This window comes from uncultured Porphyromonas sp., assembly GCF_938046015.1.
In the GTDB taxonomy this organism is placed as follows: Bacteria; Bacteroidota; Bacteroidia; order Bacteroidales; family Porphyromonadaceae; genus Porphyromonas.
On sequence record NZ_CALIXW010000019.1, the window covers coordinates 1 to 15,449 of the forward strand.

Genomic DNA, 15,449 nt, shown 5'->3' on the forward strand with positions numbered 1-15,449 from the left:
ATGTCCTACAACGATTTACTCTTGTTTTGAAGGCTTCTCTGACGACCATTTTGCAGTCACTTTGAAGCCTCTTTGCGGAGAGAGAGGGATTCGAACCCCCGGAGGCTCTCACCTCAACGGTTTTCAAGACCGCCGCAATCGACCACTCTGCCATCTCTCCGATGGAGCACGACCGCGCGAGCAGTCGTGTCCTCTGTGCTGCAAAGATACGTCAGCTCGGGCAATTACACAAACACAGCGGAGCTGACATATAATCTTAATATCGCCCCACAAGTATAACTCTGAGTCAACCAATAGGACTGGTGTATAATGCAATCCTGCCAATTGACTCTTGTAGCCCAATTTACTCCCGCTTGCAGCCCAAGTCTTGGCTCCGTGCAGTAGCTCTAGGTGCAGAGGGGATCCCCTAAGCCACTGCCCTTGCCTCCCGATGCTCGGTGACTAACTCCTGAGGTGCCGAGCAGCGCTGCGGGTACTCCTTATAAAGTGAGTGCGGCTTGTCTCCCGACAAACCGCACTCTTCGTTAACCTTAAATCTAATACCATGAAAAACACACTGTAAAGATACGTCAAAATTATATTCGTACCAAATCTCCCCGCCCTCGCTTCATGCGCTGCCCGCAGCTACGTATTGGGTATAGGATCTGTTTGTCGTGCCTTTAGGGGCAAGCAGGCAAGCAGAGTGCGTGCTGGGTGTCAGTTAGGCTAAGGCGGCCTCTGCTGTCCTAGGCTCCTGACTGCCTCTAGCGGCGACGAGGCTAGGGTAGGGCTTCGGCTAAGTCCGAGTATAAGGGAGGGGGTGTGAGGGATATCAGTCAGCGCGCTGAGGGGCGCCCATGACGCGCGTGAGGGCTATCCGTCAGGATGCTGACGGATATCCCTCACGGAGCTGGGGTAGGGAGGTCGCTTGGCTGCGACACGGGATTCCCTTCGCTGAGACTTTGTGTACCCTTTGTTGGGAGGACTTGGATAAGCTCTCCCAAGCTGTGTGTTGGGGACCTCTTAGGATGTGCAGGGGCGGGCCTTAGAGCCTTGCGTAGAGGGGCTAGAGGAGGAGCTTACCCTCGCTGTCGAGCTGCCAGAAGGGATTGTAGGCCACCTCGAAGAGGTAGCCGTCGAGGTCCTTGAAGTAGCCGCTGTAGCCGCCCCAGAAGACCTTTTGGGCGGGCTTGACGATGCTTGCCCCGAGGCGCTCGGCCTCCTGTAGGACGGTGTCGACCTCCTCGAGAGAGGTCGCATTGTAGCTGATCGTAAGGCCGGCGAAGTTGCTCGCCTGATGGCGGAGCGTCGTATCTGCCTCCAGTGCCTGGAGGGGATAGAGGCCTAGGACGATCCCGCCGAGGGGGAAGAGGGCGTAGTGCTCCTGGCTGGCGGCGGACTTCTTCCAGCCGAGGCCCTCGTAGAAGGCCAGGGCTCGGGCGAAGTCGCGGACGCCTAGGGTGATGAGGGTGAGCCTTTGGCGCATAGTCGTCTCCTTGGGTCGTGTGATGGTGATGGAAAAGCAAGCTCCACGCTCAGCCCGCCTCTAAGGATCGAGGGAGCTAGGCGTGGAGCTTGGCTGTCTTATCGGGGAGGGGGCTTACTTGAGCGCTGCTAGCACGTTGCGCTCGATGCGTGCGGCCAGCTGCGTCGTATCCTCCTTGACGAAGGGACGGCCCGTGACCAGTTCGTAGAGCTCGATGTAGCGCTCGCTCACGCTCTGGCAGTACTCGGGCGTCATCTCGGGGATGACTTCGCCCTCACGCCCCTGGAAGCCCTGGGCGATGAGCCACTGACGGACGAACTCCTTGGAGAGCTGCTTCTGCTCCTCTCCGCGGGCGAAGCGCTCTTCGTAGCCCTCAGCGTAGAAGTAGCGCGAGGAGTCGGGCGTGTGGATCTCGTCGATGAGGTAGATCTTGCCGTCCTTCTTGCCGAACTCATACTTCGTATCTACGAGGATCAGGCCACGCTCGCGCGCCATCTCCTGCCCGCGGCGGAAGAGTGCGTAGGTGTAGGCCTCGAGCTGCTTGTAGTCCTCCTCGCTGACGAGCCCCGTGCGGATGATCTCCTCGCGGGAGATATTCTCGTCGTGGCCCTCGTCCTCCTTGGTCGTGGGGGTGATGATGGGCTCGGGGAAGGCTTCGTTCTCACGCATACCCTCGGGCAGCTGGATGCCGCAGAGCGTGCGCTCGCCTGCCTTGTAGGCGCGCCAGGCTGATCCCGTGAGGTAGCCACGGATCACCATCTCGACGCGGAAGGGCTCGCAGCGGTGCCCGAGCGAGACCATGGGGTCGGGCGTAGAGAGGAGCCAGTTGGGGACGATGTCCTTGGTAGCCTCGAGGAAGTAGGTCGCGATCTGATTGAGCACCTGTCCCTTGTAGGGGATGCCCTTAGGGAGGACGACGTCGAAGGCGGAGATGCGGTCGGTGGCAATCATGGCGATGCGCTCCCCGTCGAGGAAGTACACGTCACGCACCTTGCCGTGGTAGACCTTGTCCTGGCCTGGGAAGTGGAAGTCTGTACGTACGAGTGTCTGTGCCATAAGAGATGTGTGTATATGAATGCAGTGATAGGTGAATGTCTAGCTGGGAACCGTCTAGGACTGCTCGGCCTCGCGCTCGCGCTCGTCGTAGCGCTCTACGATGGCCGAGACGAGGGGATGGCGCACGATGTCCTGCTTGCCGAAGTGCACGAAGCCGATGCCGCGTATGCCCTCGAGCTTGTCTAGGGCGTCACGGAGGCCTGAGGGGACGCCACGCGGCAGGTCGACCTGGGTGAAGTCGCCCGTGATGACCATCTTGGAGTTCATCCCGAGGCGGGTGAGGAACATCTTCATCTGCTGTGGGGTCGTATTCTGCGCCTCGTCGAGGATGACCACGGCGTCGCTGAGGGTACGTCCGCGCATGAAGGCGAGGGGAGCGATCTGTATGACGCCGGTATCCATTAGATCCTTGAGCTTGGGCGCTGGGATCAGTTCGCCGAGGGCGTCGTAGAGCGGCTGGAGGTAGGGATCGAGCTTATCCTTCATTTCCCCGGGGAGGAAGCCGAGCTTCTCCCCAGCCTCTACGGCAGGGCGTGAGAGGATGATGCGGCGCACCTGCTTAGCCTTGAGCGCCTTTACTGCCAGGCAGATGGCGATGAAGGTCTTCCCCGAGCCTGCCGCGCCTGTAGCGAAGCAGAGGTCACAGCTGCCGAAGTCTGAGACGAGGCGCTGCTGCGCCCTGCCGCGGGCCTGGATGGCCTTGCCGTGGATGCCGTAGATGATGACGTCGCTGGCGCTGGGCTGCCCGCTCCCCTCCTGTCCACTACGTAGGCGGCGTACGGTCTCGATGATCTGTGCCTCGGTGAGCTGGTTATACTCGCTGCAGAGCTGCTCTAGGGCGCTGAGCACGTGCATGAGCTCCTCGACGGCCTGGTCCTCGCCGAGGATCTTCAGCACGTTCTGGTGCAGGCGTAGCTTCGTCTTAGGGAAGAGGTTGGAGAGGGTGATGAGGTTCGCCCTATTCGTGCCAACGAAGGTGTCGATGTCGGCCTCGGCTAAGGCGTAGATGCGCTCCATCATAGCGTGGGGATACGTGATGCTGAGTGGATGATGTGACGGATATAGCGGCACCAGTCAGGCTGCTGGGAGACCAGTTCGCTGAGGGTAATGGGGAAGCGGTAGCGCCAGTACTGGTGAGGATCCTCGGGGTGATTGATCTGCTCCTCCTCGGGGTGCTGGAGCCAGAGCTGCTCGTCGGTGGCCGTCCAGTCGGCTAGCGGCAGGAGGGCGAGCTGGGCGGGGGAGGCTAGGTGGGCCTCGACGATGGCGCGGTAGATGCCTGCCTCATCGAGCTCGGCTAGCTCTAGGGGGCTGAGCCCGAGCTCCTCCTGGAGGTAGCTTGCCTGGCGGTCTGCGCCGAGGCTATGCCACCAGGCGCGCAGGGGCGGCATGTCGTGGGTCGAGGTCGTTGCGACCGAGTGGCAGGGGAAGTGCGAGGGGGGTGTCCAGCCCGAGGCGGTAAGGACCTTGGGCATGCGCTCCAGCTCGAGGGAGGCGATCTGCAGCTCCTGGAGGACGGCGGGCACCGTGGCGGGGATCATCCCGAGGTCCTCGGCGCAGAGCAGCATGTCGGTATGTCGGATGAGCCCCGAGAGGCGCTCCAGCGCTGTGTGCTGGAAGAGGGCGTTGTGCCTCTGGTAGTAGTACTCGTGGCTGAGAGCAGCCCAGGCGGCCTGCAGCTCGGGGCTCCAATGCTTCCAGAGGCGGCTACGCTCCCAGCTGATACGTGGGTGGTAGTGCCCTGGGCGGTAGGGGTCGGCGATGAGCGCCGTCTCGGTGCAGAGCGGTAGGAGCGGCGCCAGCTCCTCCTCGTCGAAGGCCTGCTGCTCGCCGCTGGAGAGGGTGTAGTAGTCGCTGAGGCTCGTGGGGAGGAGCTTCCCCGAGGAGAGGAAGTGCTGCAGACGCTCTCCTCCGAGTGCCTTCTCAAGGTCGCTGTGATGTAGGAGCGGCGCTGTGAGGAGCTCGATAGGATAGGGCGTCGACAGGAGCGCGCGCCACTCCTCGAGGCTGTAGGGTAGGGCTGGGTGGAAGTGCCCCAAGAGCCCAGAGCGCTGCGTCCGAGGGATCTCCCAGATGCGGAAGAAGCCCAGCACGTGATCGATGCGGAAGGCATGGAAGTACTGCTCCAGCCCCTCGAGGCGCTGCTGCCACCAGCGGTAGCCGTCGCGCTGCATACGCTCCCAGTCGTAGGTGGGGAAGCCCCAGTTCTGCCCGTCGGCGGCGAAGTCGTCGGGCGGAGCACCTGCTGACTCCTCGAGGTGGAAGTATTCGGGTGCTAGCCATACGTCCAGCCCGTGGGGAGCGACGCCTATGGGGAGGTCTCCCTTGAGGAAGACGCCGCGCTCCTCGGCGTGCTGCCGCACGGCTCGGAGCTGCTCGTCCAGCAGGTACTGCAGCCACTTGTAGTAGTCGAGCTCCACTTGCTCGGCGCTGAGGGCAGAGCGTAGCCGCGCTGCATCGTAGCGCTCATAGCCCGTCCAAGCGCTGGGCGGCAGCCCTGGGTGTCGGTCGCGCAAGAGACTGTAGTAGCTGTAGGCCTCCAGCCAACGGGCGCTGCGCCGAGCGAAGTCCTCGTAGCTGGGGCTGGTAAGGTCGGCTGCGGCGCGCTCTGCGAAGAGGGCACGGAGGTAGCGCTCCTTGAGCTGCAGCACGGCGGGGTAGTCCAGCGCGGGGAGGGCACGGAGGCGGGTGGCCTCCTCACGGAGCTCTGCCTCCAGGGCGCTATCCGCTAGGCGGGGAAGGAGCTCGATGCTGAGGTAGATGGGGTGCAGCGCGTCGACGGAGATGGCATTGTAGGGGTAGGAGTCGCGTGCGTCGCGGTAGAAGGTGGTGTCATTGATCGGCAGCAGCTGCAGCGCGTGCATGTCCAGTTCGGCCACCGCATCTATGGCCTCGTGCAGTGCCTGCATATCGCCCACGCCCCAGTCGCTGGTGCTGCGGAGTGAGAAGAGGGGGACGACGCAGCCCGCCAGGCGAGGGGCCTCGAGGGGTACACGTAGCAGTCCGTCCTCTATATAGAGGTCTGTGTCCGTGGTGCGATCCGTGAGCGGGAGCTCTCGGTCGGGGCCTTCCTCCCAGCGTGGCGCGTCGAGCGGTGAGCGCAGGAGGTACTTGTAGGTAGAGGAGGGGCCTGCCTCGGAGGTGATGAGGCTTGGATCTAGACTGATGCCCCAGCGTCCCTTGCCTAGGTACTGGAGGGGTAGGGCGGCCTCGGGCTGCCAGCCTCCGAGGGCGGCGGCACTACCTGCGAGGCAGAGCTCGGTCGTGGGGGCGAGGGCAGGAGCCTCGACGAGGAAGGTCACGAGTGGACGGTCGGCCTCGGTCGAGGGTAGGGGCTGAGGGGCGGGCTCGGCAGCCAGCACGCGGATGGCACGGCTGTAGCGCATCCGCTCGCTGGGGCGATCGCGCCAGCTGCTGCGTAGGCTGAGCTTGTAGCCCTCTTTCCCCTTGAGCTCCAGCAGATGGTCCTCAGCCTCACGGCGTAGGACCTCACCCGCAGCGCCGAGCAGTACGAAGTGATAGCGTAGGCTCGTGCTGGCGAGCTCGAGCTCCAGCTGCCAGCGACGCCCGTCCGTGGTGTGTAGTGGGTGTAGTGACTGGCCTTGTGCGGTCTCGAGCTGTAGGGCTAGGGATTCGCCCCAGCGGGTGTAGTAGTCTAGGGTAAGGCTAAGCGTCATGAGAGCTATCCGTGCTGCGGAGGGCGTGAGGGGATGAGGGGATCAGAGACGGTAGTTGAAGCCGAAGCTCAAGAGCTCGTTGTACTGCAGGTAGCGATGCCAGCCAGGGTAGGGGCGTACGGCATCGTCGTAGCGTAGGTTGAGGTTGAAGCGTGTGGAGAAGTAGCGGGTGAGCGCCATGTCCAGCGTGTTCTCCCACTCGACCTCCACATTCTTATAAGAGGTGTTGAAGTAGAGGCGGGAGGTCCAGGTGAGGTTCATATTGACCTTCCACTGCCATGTAGAGTTCACGGTCGAGCCGATACGCTGGTACCAGGGCTCCTCGGGCGAGAGGCCGTGACGTGCTAGCTCGATATCCTCGCGGCGTGTACCACGGTAGGTGTAGGAGATGGGGGCGACGTTGATGGCGAAGTTGAAGGCACGGCCGTAGACCTTCTGGGACTTCATCGAATAGTCGTACCTCATCCCCAGCCCGACATTGATGGTGAAGGGGGCGAGGAAGTCCGACTGCACGCTCTCTCTATTCTCTCGGTGGGACTGCAGGAGCTGTGTGCGTAGCTCTGCGTCTAGAGTGTAGTAGACCTTGTTCCACGCACGAAGGCCGTAGTTGCTATGTAGGCGCAGCAGGTCATCAGCGATGCGGTAGCGGTGGACGCTGTCCTTCTCGGCGTTGTAGACGCTTAGCTTGCTCTCCAGCTCATTGTTCCACAGCACGTGCTCGGTGATGTAGCGTAGGGAGAGGTAGTTGCGCATGTAGACGTTGAGGTTGGACGCGCCGCCCTTGTACCAGTTCTCCGAGACTTGGTTCTGCGAGAACTGGATGCTGCTCTCCAGCCCAGGGAGCCAGTGGCGCTCCTGCAGGTCGCCGTAGTTGCGCTGCTGGGGGAGGTCGATCTTCTTCAGCTTGCTCTCCTTGGTGTAGCTCTCCAGGAGGCGCTCTGAGGTCGAGTCGCTCGGGCGTGCTAGGGCAAGGGTGGAGGCGGGGCTGCTACTGGCGAAGTACTCGGGGTGGCGTAGCTCCAGCTGACGGAGGTAGTCACGGCGTAGGGCGAGCCCAAGGGCGTAGCCTGGGCTGAGCTGGGGGAGGCTGAGGTCGAAGGGGCTGGGGGAGCCTGTGAGGCGCGTCAGTTGCTCCTCTCTAGGGGCAGCGATGCTGAGGGCTGCAGACGGCTGAGGCTCGGAGCTGAGGCCCACGGGCGTACGGCTCACCGAGGCCCAGGGGCGGGGGAGCAGCAGCTGCGCCACTAGGGGCGAACAATAGTTCGTCTGGGGCAAGCCTCCCTGACGGTAGTAGCTCAGCAGAAGCTGACCTAGGCTAGGGGCAGCCTGTAGACGCTGCTCCAGCTCGGGGCTAAGGCTCGTGCGGGGGGTGAAATAGCTCGGGTCGTCCTGGGTGAGGAGGCTGTCCAGCGCATGGATGTTGAGGCCTTGTCCACGGCTCGGGGACTCGCCATTTTGGGCTGCTAGAGGGGTGAAGGCGACTAGCGCAAGGAGGACACCGACGAGGTACGATCTTCTAATCATGATCATTGAGGACTCCAGAATACACATCTGCTGGACGCAAAGATACGCAAATCTATGGGCCCAGCCTGTAGCGGGGCTGCCTGCCCGCGCGGCGCTCGCTGGGCGCTTCGGCTAGGCAGAAGAGTGCTCTCCCTAGTGGGGGGGCGAGCTCCTCCCTATGGGGGCGTGGAATTTATTATATAATATCTCGGCAATTCTTATATAATATCCTGCTGATTCTTATATAATATTCGGCGGGATGTTATATAACATTTGGCGGAATATAATATTACTTTTCTCCCTCCCCCTAGGCTATCAGTTTCGTCCCCCTAGGGGCTGAGCTCTGTCCCGTGAGGTGCTCGGCTTTGTCTCCCCACGGCTTCGGCTTCATCCCCCCTGGCGCCTGACCGTGTACAGGGCTGTATTCCCCTAGGCCTAGCCAAAGGAGGGAGGCTTCGCTGGTGTGTGTAGGGGGGCTTGGGAGTAGGAGATCCAGCGGCGTGACCTCCGGCGTGGGGGGCTTCGAAGGGTGATCGAGGGCAGCTGAGCTACAGGGACTGAGGGGGCAGCTCCTTCCTGGCGGCAGTACTTCGCCTATCAGCCAATTATCCTTACCTTTGTCTCGGAGGTCGCGCCTCCGTACCTAACTTTATAAGCACCCACCAGAAAAGACTACTACATGGACAGTCGGAAGATCCTCTGCGTAGCGAGCACCCTCGCTGCCGTAGGAGGAGTAGCTCAGGCGCAGCACCCTGCAGCCAAGGCCGCACCAGCCACACGCCCCCTCAACATCGTCTACATCATGTCGGACGACCACGCCTATCAGATGATCAGCGCCTACGACAAGCGCTACATCTCCACTCCTAATATAGACGCGATCGCGCGTGAGGGCGTGCGCTTCACCGAGAGCTTCGTGGCGAACTCCATCTCGGGGCCCAGCCGCGCCTGCATGCTCACTGGGAAGCACAGCCATATGAATGGCAAGATCAACAACGAGACCTCGCACCAGTTCGACCAGAGCCAGCAGACCCTGCCCAAGCTGCTGCGTGCCGGTGGCTACCAGACGGCGATGATAGGCAAGATCCACCTCGACGGCATCCCTCAGGGCTTCGACCACTGGGCGATCCTCCCAGGGCAGGGCGACTACTACAACCCCTACTTCATCGTGCCTAAGGGCATGCACCTCAATAAGGGCTACAGCCTCCCGGACGGACAGGATGCCAAGGAGACGGAGCGCGTGCGCTATCATGGCTACGTCACCAATATCATCACCGACATGAGCCTCGACTGGCTGGAGCAGCGCGACAAGACGAAGCCCTTCGCCCTCTTCATCCATCACAAGGCGGCTCACCGCTGCTGGATGGCCGATACCGTCGACCTCAATGCCTATGAGGATAGGACCTTCCCCACGCCCGAGACCTTCGATGACGACTACGCGGGGCGTCCTGCCGCAGCGGCGCAGCAGATGAATATCCTCAAGGACATGGATATCACCTATGACCTGAAGATGCGTACCAACCCCAAGCCCTCGGGCCTCGGACGCCACTACATCAGGGACATCTACGGCGATCTCCAGTCGGACGTCAAGGCGAAGTTCGATAGCCTCTACGACCCTATGTCCCGTGCCTTCTTCGCTAATCCCCCTCAGGGGCGCGAGCTCGCGGTGTGGAAGTACAACCGCTACATGCGTGACTACGCCAAGGTCATCAATTCGCTCGACCGCAATATCGGCCGTGTCCTGCAGTACCTCAAGGAGCATGACCTCCTCGACAATACGCTCATCGTCTACACCTCCGACCAGGGCTTCTACATGGGCGAGCATGGGTGGTTCGACAAGCGCTTCATGTACGAGGAGTCGCTGCGCACGCCCTTGGTGATGCGTCTGCCTAAGGGCTACGACAAGCGTGGGGACGTGACGACGATGGTGCAGAACATCGACTACGCACCTACTTTCCTCGATATGGCTGGCCTGCCTATCCCTGAGGACATCCAGGGCACCTCACTGCGTAAGCTCCTCCTGAAGAATGGTAAGGAGCCCGACCTCGGGCGTAAGGCGCTCTACTACCACTTCTATGAGTATCCTGGGGAGCATGCCGTACGTCGCCACTATGGGATACGCAATACGCGCTACAAGCTCATGCACTTCTACGGCGACATAGACAAGTGGGAGCTCTACGACCTGAAGAAGGACCCCAACGAGCTGCACAACGTCTTCGACGATCCCTCCTACGCCAGGGTGCGCAAGCAGCTAGAGCGTGACCTCGAGGAGCTGCGCGTGTACTACAAGGCACAGAACGCCAAGTAGCCCCCCCTCGCACCGCCTCGGCGGCATCCCCACCGTAAGGCACGCCCCCGTGGGCACTATAGTGCCTAATGTACTACCTTTGTATAGCCCAGCCTCAGGAGCCTCGGTCGGCTCCCTAGAGGCGGGCTATACATCTTTATATAGACTCAGCATATGTTTTCGGGTATTGTAGAGGCCTGCGGCGAAGTCGTCGGGCTAGTACGTGAGGGAGAGAACCTCCATCTGACCATCGCTTGTCCCTTCGCCAGCGAGCTCAAGATCGACCAGAGCGTGGCGCATAATGGCGTCTGCCTCACTGTCGTCGCGCTTGATGAAGGGCGCTATACGGTCACGGCCATTCAGGAGACCCTCGACCGCTCCAACCTCGGGAGCCTCCAGCTCGGCGATCATGTCAACCTCGAGCGCAGCATGCTGCTGGGCGGTCGCCTCGATGGGCACATCGTGCAGGGGCACGTGGATATGAAGGCGCGCTGCGTCTCCGTCACGGAGGCTGATGGCAGCTGGCTCTACCGCTTCGAGCACGCCACTGATGCGGCGCTAGCACGCAAGGGCTACATGACGGTGGAGAAGGGCTCGATCACGGTCAATGGGGTGAGCCTCACGGTCTGCGACTCGGAGAAGACCTCTTTCGGTGTGGCCATCATCCCCTATACGCACGAGCATACCAACTTCAAGCACATCCAGCCGGGGACGGAGGTCAACCTCGAGTTCGACATCGTAGGCAAGTACCTCTGCAAGATGCAGGAGTACGCAGGCTAGCGGCGGATGAGCCCCTTCGGCACGCTACGGAGCGCGCTCCTCGGACTACTACTGCTCCTCTCTCCCTCTCTCCTCTCGGCTGGAGTGCCGCCCGAGGCTCCCGCTTGGTCTGCCCCCGAGGTGGGAGCGGTGACCTGCGGGCTCGAGGGGCAGCAGCCGTACAGCCATCCCCAGCTCTGCCTGCTGCGGCTAGGCTCGAGCGAGGTGCTGCAGCTCTCCTTTGACCTCCTCGGGGGGCAGGGGGCGCCGCTGCTGAGCTATCGCCTTCGCCTCTGTGAGCCCGACTGGAGGGCCTCGGAGCTGTATGCCTCCGAGTACCTCAGTGGGGCGGACAGTGATCAGCTGCCCCCTCCACGGCCTAGTGTCGGTACCCTGCAGCCTTATCAGCACTACGAGCTCGCCCTCGGGGCGCAGCTCTTCCAGCGCTCGGGCAACTATCTCCTCGAGATCCTCGATGAGTCGGGGGAGCGTAGCCTGCTGCGCGTGCCCCTCTCGGTCTATGAGCAGCGCCTACGGCTGGAAGGGCGTGTGACGCCCGATGCCTGGGGAGAGCTGCGTGGAGGGCTGCAGCAGGTCGAGGTCGAGCTGCGAGGGCTCAGTCTAGCAGATCGAGCTGCGCTGGGGGAGGGCCTCCAGCTCCTTGTCATCCAGGACGGACGCTGGGAGACAGCCCAGCGCCTAGGGCAGCCCTCTGACGAGGAAGCAGACGGGCTGAGCTATCGAGGGAGCGCCGCGGCACGCTTCGCCGCAGGTAGCGGCTACTACCGCGTGGAGCACCGCTCGGATCGCGGGCCCTTCCAGGGGGTAGCTGCTAGCTACCGCTCCGCCTCTGGGCTGCTAGGTCTAGAGCTTCACCCCCGTCAGCCACGCGCAGGGCAGCCCTTCAGCTACGAGGAGCAGCGGCAGGGGCTGCAGCTGCTCTCCACGCTCCGAGGGGAGTCTGCCACTGAGGGGGACTACCATGAGCTGAGCTTCCGCCTCCAGTGCCCCGAGCCGCTAGCGGGGCAGGTCTACCTCGAGGGTGAGGCCTTCCGCTACATGCCGCTGGAGCGCCGTGAGCTGCGCTATGATGCAGCCACACGCAGCTACCAGCTAGCCCTTCCTCTGAAGCAAGGCTATCAGGAGTATCAGTTCGTCTACCGCCCCGAGGGCAGTGATCAGCTCGAGACAGCCACCTTGATGGGCGACCACTATCAGACCGAGCACCACTATACGGTGCTGGCCTTCGTGCGCTCCTACACTGATCGCGCGCCGCGCCTCTGGGCAGTGCTGCAGCTCTGAGCTGCTCTGCCCATCCCTTGCGAGGAGTCTGACTATGGGGGTGCGCTCAAGCTGCCCTACTATATATAGGTAGGCCTTAGGCCGCTCGACAGCGCCATCGCCTATAGCCTAGGGGCGCTCCTTCGCTGAGCCGCTCCTAGGCTTTTTCGTATCTTTGCCTTAGAGACAATACTTACTAATGCAGCTAGCCTAATGAAGAAAGGAACACTACTTGCCCTAGGGCTGCTCGGCCTATCGCTGACGACAGCGCTGGCCACACAGCAGACCGGGCGTACGATGACCATTGAGGAGATCAATTCGGGTGCCTTCGCCTCGCGCTCCGCAGGCCGAGGGATGCGCTCCATGAGCGACGGCCTCCACTACACGATGATGGATAAGGCGCACAAGGCCATCCTACGCTACAGCTTCGCCACGGGGCAGCTTGTGGATACGCTCTTCAGTGTAGATAAGGCTAGGGAATGTGAGTTCAAGACCTTCGACGACTATATCCTCGAGCCCCAGGGCCACCACATCCTCCTGCTGCGCGACAAGAAGGCCGTCTACCGCCGCTCCTGGACGGCGGATGCCTATCACTACGATGTGCGCCGCAATAGGGTAGAGCCGCTGAGCGAACGCGGGGGCAAGGTGATGATCCCGACCTTCAGCCCCGACGGGCGTATGGTCGCCTTCGTCCGCGAGGGGAACATCTTCATCAAGAAGTTCGAGTACGACACCGAGGTCGCCGTCACCAGCGACGCCGCGCGCAACAAGGTGATGAACGGCACGACGGACTGGGTCTATGAGGAGGAGTTCGAGGTAACAAAGCTCCTCACCTGGAGCGAGGACAACAACTACCTGGCCTACGTGCGCACCGACGAGAGCAAGGTCGAGGAGTACAGCATGCCTATGTATGGGGGGCGTCAGTACCCTAGCCTCTATACCTATAAGTACCCCGAGGCAGGGACGCCCAACTCGGAGGTCTCGGTACATATATATAATGTAGGGGACCGCTCCAAGAAGCAGCTGGACTTCGGTGACAGCAAGCCCTACTACATCCCCCGTATCGAGTTCGTGGGGCGGGATGGGAACCTCGCGGTCTTCAGCCTCAACCGTCAGCAGAACCACTTCCGCCTCTACTACGTCAATGACAAGACGCTCCTGCCGAAGCTCATCCTTGAGGAGCGTAACAAGGCCTACGTCGATAGCCGCTACCTCCAGCACTGCCACTTCGTTCCTGGGGGCTTCGTCTACATCAGCGAGCGCGATGGCTACCGCCATCTCTATAGCTATAGCGACAAGGGCGTACTGCAGCGCCAGATCACCTCGGGTAAGTACGACGTGATGGACTTCTATGGTGCCGATGCCGCGGGCAATATGTACTACCAGGCTGCCGACGCCTCGCCCATGCGTCGCTCCGTCTATCGCATCGACCCCAAGGGCGTCAAGACGCGCCTCGATGGGGGAGAGGGGACGAATAACGCCATCTTCAGTCAGAACTTCGCCTACTACATCAGTACCTTCCACAACGCCCATACCCCCACCGTGACGGCTGTCTACGCTACGGGTAAGCCCAAGCCGCTGCGCACGCTGGAGGATAATGCTGCCCTGCGCTCCAAGCTCGCTGGCTACCGCATCTCCCCTAAGGAGTTCATCACTGTCCGCAATGCCGAGGGGCAGTCACTCAATGCCTGGATCGTCAAGCCGCTGGGCTTCGACCCGACGAAGAAGTACCCCGTGCTGATGGTGCAGTATAGTGGGCCCGACTCGCAGCAGGTACTCGACAGCTACGGCTATGGTTGGGAGCAGGTGCTCGCTGCCGAGGGCTTCATCGTGGCCTGTGTCGATGGGCGCGGTACTGGGGCTCGTGGGGAGGAGTGGCGCAAGTGCACCTACCTACGCCTCGGGGTCAAGGAGAGCGCCGACCAGATTGCCGCTGCCAAGAGCCTCAGCCAGCTGCCCTACGTCGATGGTAGCCGCATAGCGCTATGGGGATGGAGCTTCGGCGGGTACAACACGCTGATGAGCCTCTGCCACGGCGGTACGACCTTCAAGCTCGGGATCGCTGTCGCCCCCGTCACCGACTGGAGCTACTACGATACCATCTACACCGAGCGCTACATGCGTACGCCCCGTGAGAACCCCGAGGGCTACAAGGCCTCGTCCGTCCTCGAGGTCGCAGCGAACCTTCGCAGCCGTCTGCTGCTTATACATGGGAGTGCCGACGACAACGTACATGTCCAGAATGCCATGGACGTCGCCGAGCGCTTCGTCCAGGCGGACCTGCCCTTCGACATGGCGATCTACACGGACAAGAACCACAGCATCTACGGGGGCAAGACGCGCGACCATCTGTATAAGAAGATGATCGCCTACCTCAAGGCTCACCTGTAGTACGCACCTAGACTCCCAGCGGGGCGGCACGCTCTGTCCCCTGGCCTTTACTTAGACGATGCAACAAGAGACCGCAGCACCCAAAGCACGCAATGTAGTGCGTGTACGCAAGCCCGAGTGGCTCAAGATACGCCTCGGCGACAACGCTACCTTCACCGGCACCAAGCAGACCATCGAGGGGCATGGGCTGAACACCATCTGCCACAGCGGACGCTGCCCCAACCAAGGCGAATGCTGGAGCGCAGGTACCGCTACCTTCATGATCGGGGGAGCAGTCTGTACGCGCGCCTGCCGCTTCTGCAACACGCTCTCCGGCAAGAACCCCGCAGCACTCGACCCCCTCGAGCCGCTCAAGGTCGCCCAGAGCATCAAGAAGATGGAGCTGCGCCACGCCGTCATCACCAGCGTAGACCGCGATGACCTGCCTGACTACGGGGCGCAGCACTGGGTGGAGACCATCGAGGCGATCAAGCGCACGACGCCTGAGGTCACTATCGAGGTGCTGATCCCTGACTTCAATGGTCGCCTGGACCTCGTGGACAAGATCATCGCCTGCCAGCCCAAGATCATCTCTCACAACCTCGAGACCATACGCCGCCTCACGCCCGAGGTACGCCACGTCGCGACCTATGAGACTTCGCTGAGCGTGCTGGAGCGTATCGCCGCCAGTGGCATCCCTGCCAAGACGGGCATCATGCTCGGCCTCGGGGAGACAGAGGCTGAGGTGCTGGAGCTGATGGACGATGCGCGTGCCCGCGGTGTCTCTATCATGACCATAGGACAGTACCTGCAGCCTACGCGCCGCCATCTGCCCGTCGTGGAGTATATCCATCCGAAGCAGTTCGCCCGTCTGCGTACGCTCGGGCTAGAGAAGGGCATAAGGCATATCGAGAGTGGCCCGCTGGTGCGCTCCTCCTATCATGCCGAGCGCCACGTCCTCGACTAGCGCCCCCCGCACCAATCCTCATACAATAAGGCCTCGCCCCTCCAGCTGTACAGCTCGGGGGCGAGGCCTTTCTTATGTATATAGCTT

The 15,449-nt window shown here is 61.8% G+C and carries 10 protein-coding genes and 1 tRNA gene; 5 read left to right on the forward strand and 6 right to left on the reverse strand.

The window, feature by feature from the left end; translation table 11 throughout:
* Positions 1–75: 75 nt before the first annotated feature.
* From Q0248_RS02205 to Q0248_RS02230, 6 genes are all read right to left on the reverse strand, one after another.
* Positions 76–160: transfer RNA gene (locus tag Q0248_RS02205), tRNA-Ser, on the reverse strand.
* An 885-nt stretch (positions 161–1,045) separates the two neighbouring features.
* Positions 1,046–1,465, reverse strand: a complete 420-nt coding sequence (locus Q0248_RS02210; RefSeq protein WP_299319217.1) for a VOC family protein — start codon at positions 1,463–1,465, stop codon at positions 1,046–1,048.
* 114 nt (positions 1,466–1,579) lie between these two features.
* The gene (locus Q0248_RS02215) at positions 1,580–2,521 is read right to left on the reverse strand and encodes a phosphoribosylaminoimidazolesuccinocarboxamide synthase (RefSeq protein ID WP_299319220.1); all 942 of its coding nucleotides are present in this window, start codon (positions 2,519–2,521) and stop codon (positions 1,580–1,582) included.
* Positions 2,522–2,575: 54 nt separating this feature from the next.
* Positions 2,576–3,541 (reverse strand): PhoH family protein, encoded by a 966-nt coding sequence (locus Q0248_RS02220; RefSeq protein ID WP_299319222.1) that lies wholly within the window; start codon positions 3,539–3,541, stop codon positions 2,576–2,578.
* Positions 3,538–6,198, reverse strand: coding sequence for a 4-alpha-glucanotransferase (locus Q0248_RS02225; protein WP_299319224.1), 2,661 nt, complete (start codon positions 6,196–6,198; stop codon positions 3,538–3,540). The genes Q0248_RS02220 and Q0248_RS02225 overlap by 4 nt, the downstream gene beginning before the upstream one ends.
* 42 nt (positions 6,199–6,240) lie before the next feature.
* Complete coding sequence (locus tag Q0248_RS02230) at positions 6,241–7,722, reverse strand: DUF3078 domain-containing protein (RefSeq protein WP_299319226.1); 1,482 nt, start codon at positions 7,720–7,722, stop codon at positions 6,241–6,243.
* A 658-nt stretch (positions 7,723–8,380) separates the two neighbouring features.
* Here Q0248_RS02230 and Q0248_RS02235 point away from each other — a divergent pair.
* From Q0248_RS02235 to lipA, 5 genes are all read left to right on the forward strand, one after another.
* Positions 8,381–10,006: a sulfatase gene (locus tag Q0248_RS02235; protein WP_299319228.1), complete on the forward strand. Its 1,626-nt coding sequence runs from the start codon at positions 8,381–8,383 to the stop codon at positions 10,004–10,006.
* Between the two features lie 153 nt (positions 10,007–10,159).
* Positions 10,160–10,765 carry a riboflavin synthase gene (locus Q0248_RS02240; protein WP_299319232.1) on the forward strand — a complete coding sequence of 202 codons (606 nt, stop codon included), beginning with the start codon at positions 10,160–10,162 and terminating at the stop codon, positions 10,763–10,765.
* Positions 10,766–10,771: 6 nt separating this feature from the next.
* The gene (locus tag Q0248_RS02245; RefSeq protein WP_299319235.1) at positions 10,772–12,046 is read left to right on the forward strand and encodes a type IX secretion system plug protein domain-containing protein; all 1,275 of its coding nucleotides are present in this window, start codon (positions 10,772–10,774) and stop codon (positions 12,044–12,046) included.
* 192 nt (positions 12,047–12,238) lie between these two features.
* Positions 12,239–14,416 (forward strand): S9 family peptidase, encoded by a 2,178-nt coding sequence (locus Q0248_RS02250; protein WP_299319238.1) that lies wholly within the window; start codon positions 12,239–12,241, stop codon positions 14,414–14,416.
* Positions 14,417–14,474: 58 nt separating this feature from the next.
* Positions 14,475–15,362 (forward strand): lipoyl synthase, encoded by an 888-nt coding sequence (gene lipA, locus Q0248_RS02255; RefSeq protein WP_299319239.1) that lies wholly within the window; start codon positions 14,475–14,477, stop codon positions 15,360–15,362.
* The last annotated feature ends 87 nt before the right edge of the window (positions 15,363–15,449 follow it).

Excerpts from the sequence above, each read along its gene's own strand:
- Q0248_RS02210 (WP_299319217.1), bottom strand. The coding sequence starts at position 1,465 with ATGCGCCAAAGGCTCACCCTCATCACCCTAGGCGTCCGCGACTTCGCC.
- Q0248_RS02215 (WP_299319220.1), bottom strand. The coding sequence starts at position 2,521 with ATGGCACAGACACTCGTACGTACAGACTTCCACTTCCCAGGCCAGGAC.
- Q0248_RS02220 (WP_299319222.1), bottom strand. The coding sequence starts at position 3,541 with ATGATGGAGCGCATCTACGCCTTAGCCGAGGCCGACATCGACACCTTC.
- Q0248_RS02225 (WP_299319224.1), bottom strand. The coding sequence starts at position 6,198 with ATGACGCTTAGCCTTACCCTAGACTACTACACCCGCTGGGGCGAATCC.
- Q0248_RS02230 (WP_299319226.1), bottom strand. The coding sequence starts at position 7,722 with ATGATTAGAAGATCGTACCTCGTCGGTGTCCTCCTTGCGCTAGTCGCC.
- Q0248_RS02235 (WP_299319228.1), top strand. The coding sequence starts at position 8,381 with ATGGACAGTCGGAAGATCCTCTGCGTAGCGAGCACCCTCGCTGCCGTA.
- Q0248_RS02240 (WP_299319232.1), top strand. The coding sequence starts at position 10,160 with ATGTTTTCGGGTATTGTAGAGGCCTGCGGCGAAGTCGTCGGGCTAGTA.
- Q0248_RS02245 (WP_299319235.1), top strand. The coding sequence starts at position 10,772 with ATGAGCCCCTTCGGCACGCTACGGAGCGCGCTCCTCGGACTACTACTG.
- Q0248_RS02250 (WP_299319238.1), top strand. The coding sequence starts at position 12,239 with ATGAAGAAAGGAACACTACTTGCCCTAGGGCTGCTCGGCCTATCGCTG.
- lipA (WP_299319239.1), top strand. The coding sequence starts at position 14,475 with ATGCAACAAGAGACCGCAGCACCCAAAGCACGCAATGTAGTGCGTGTA.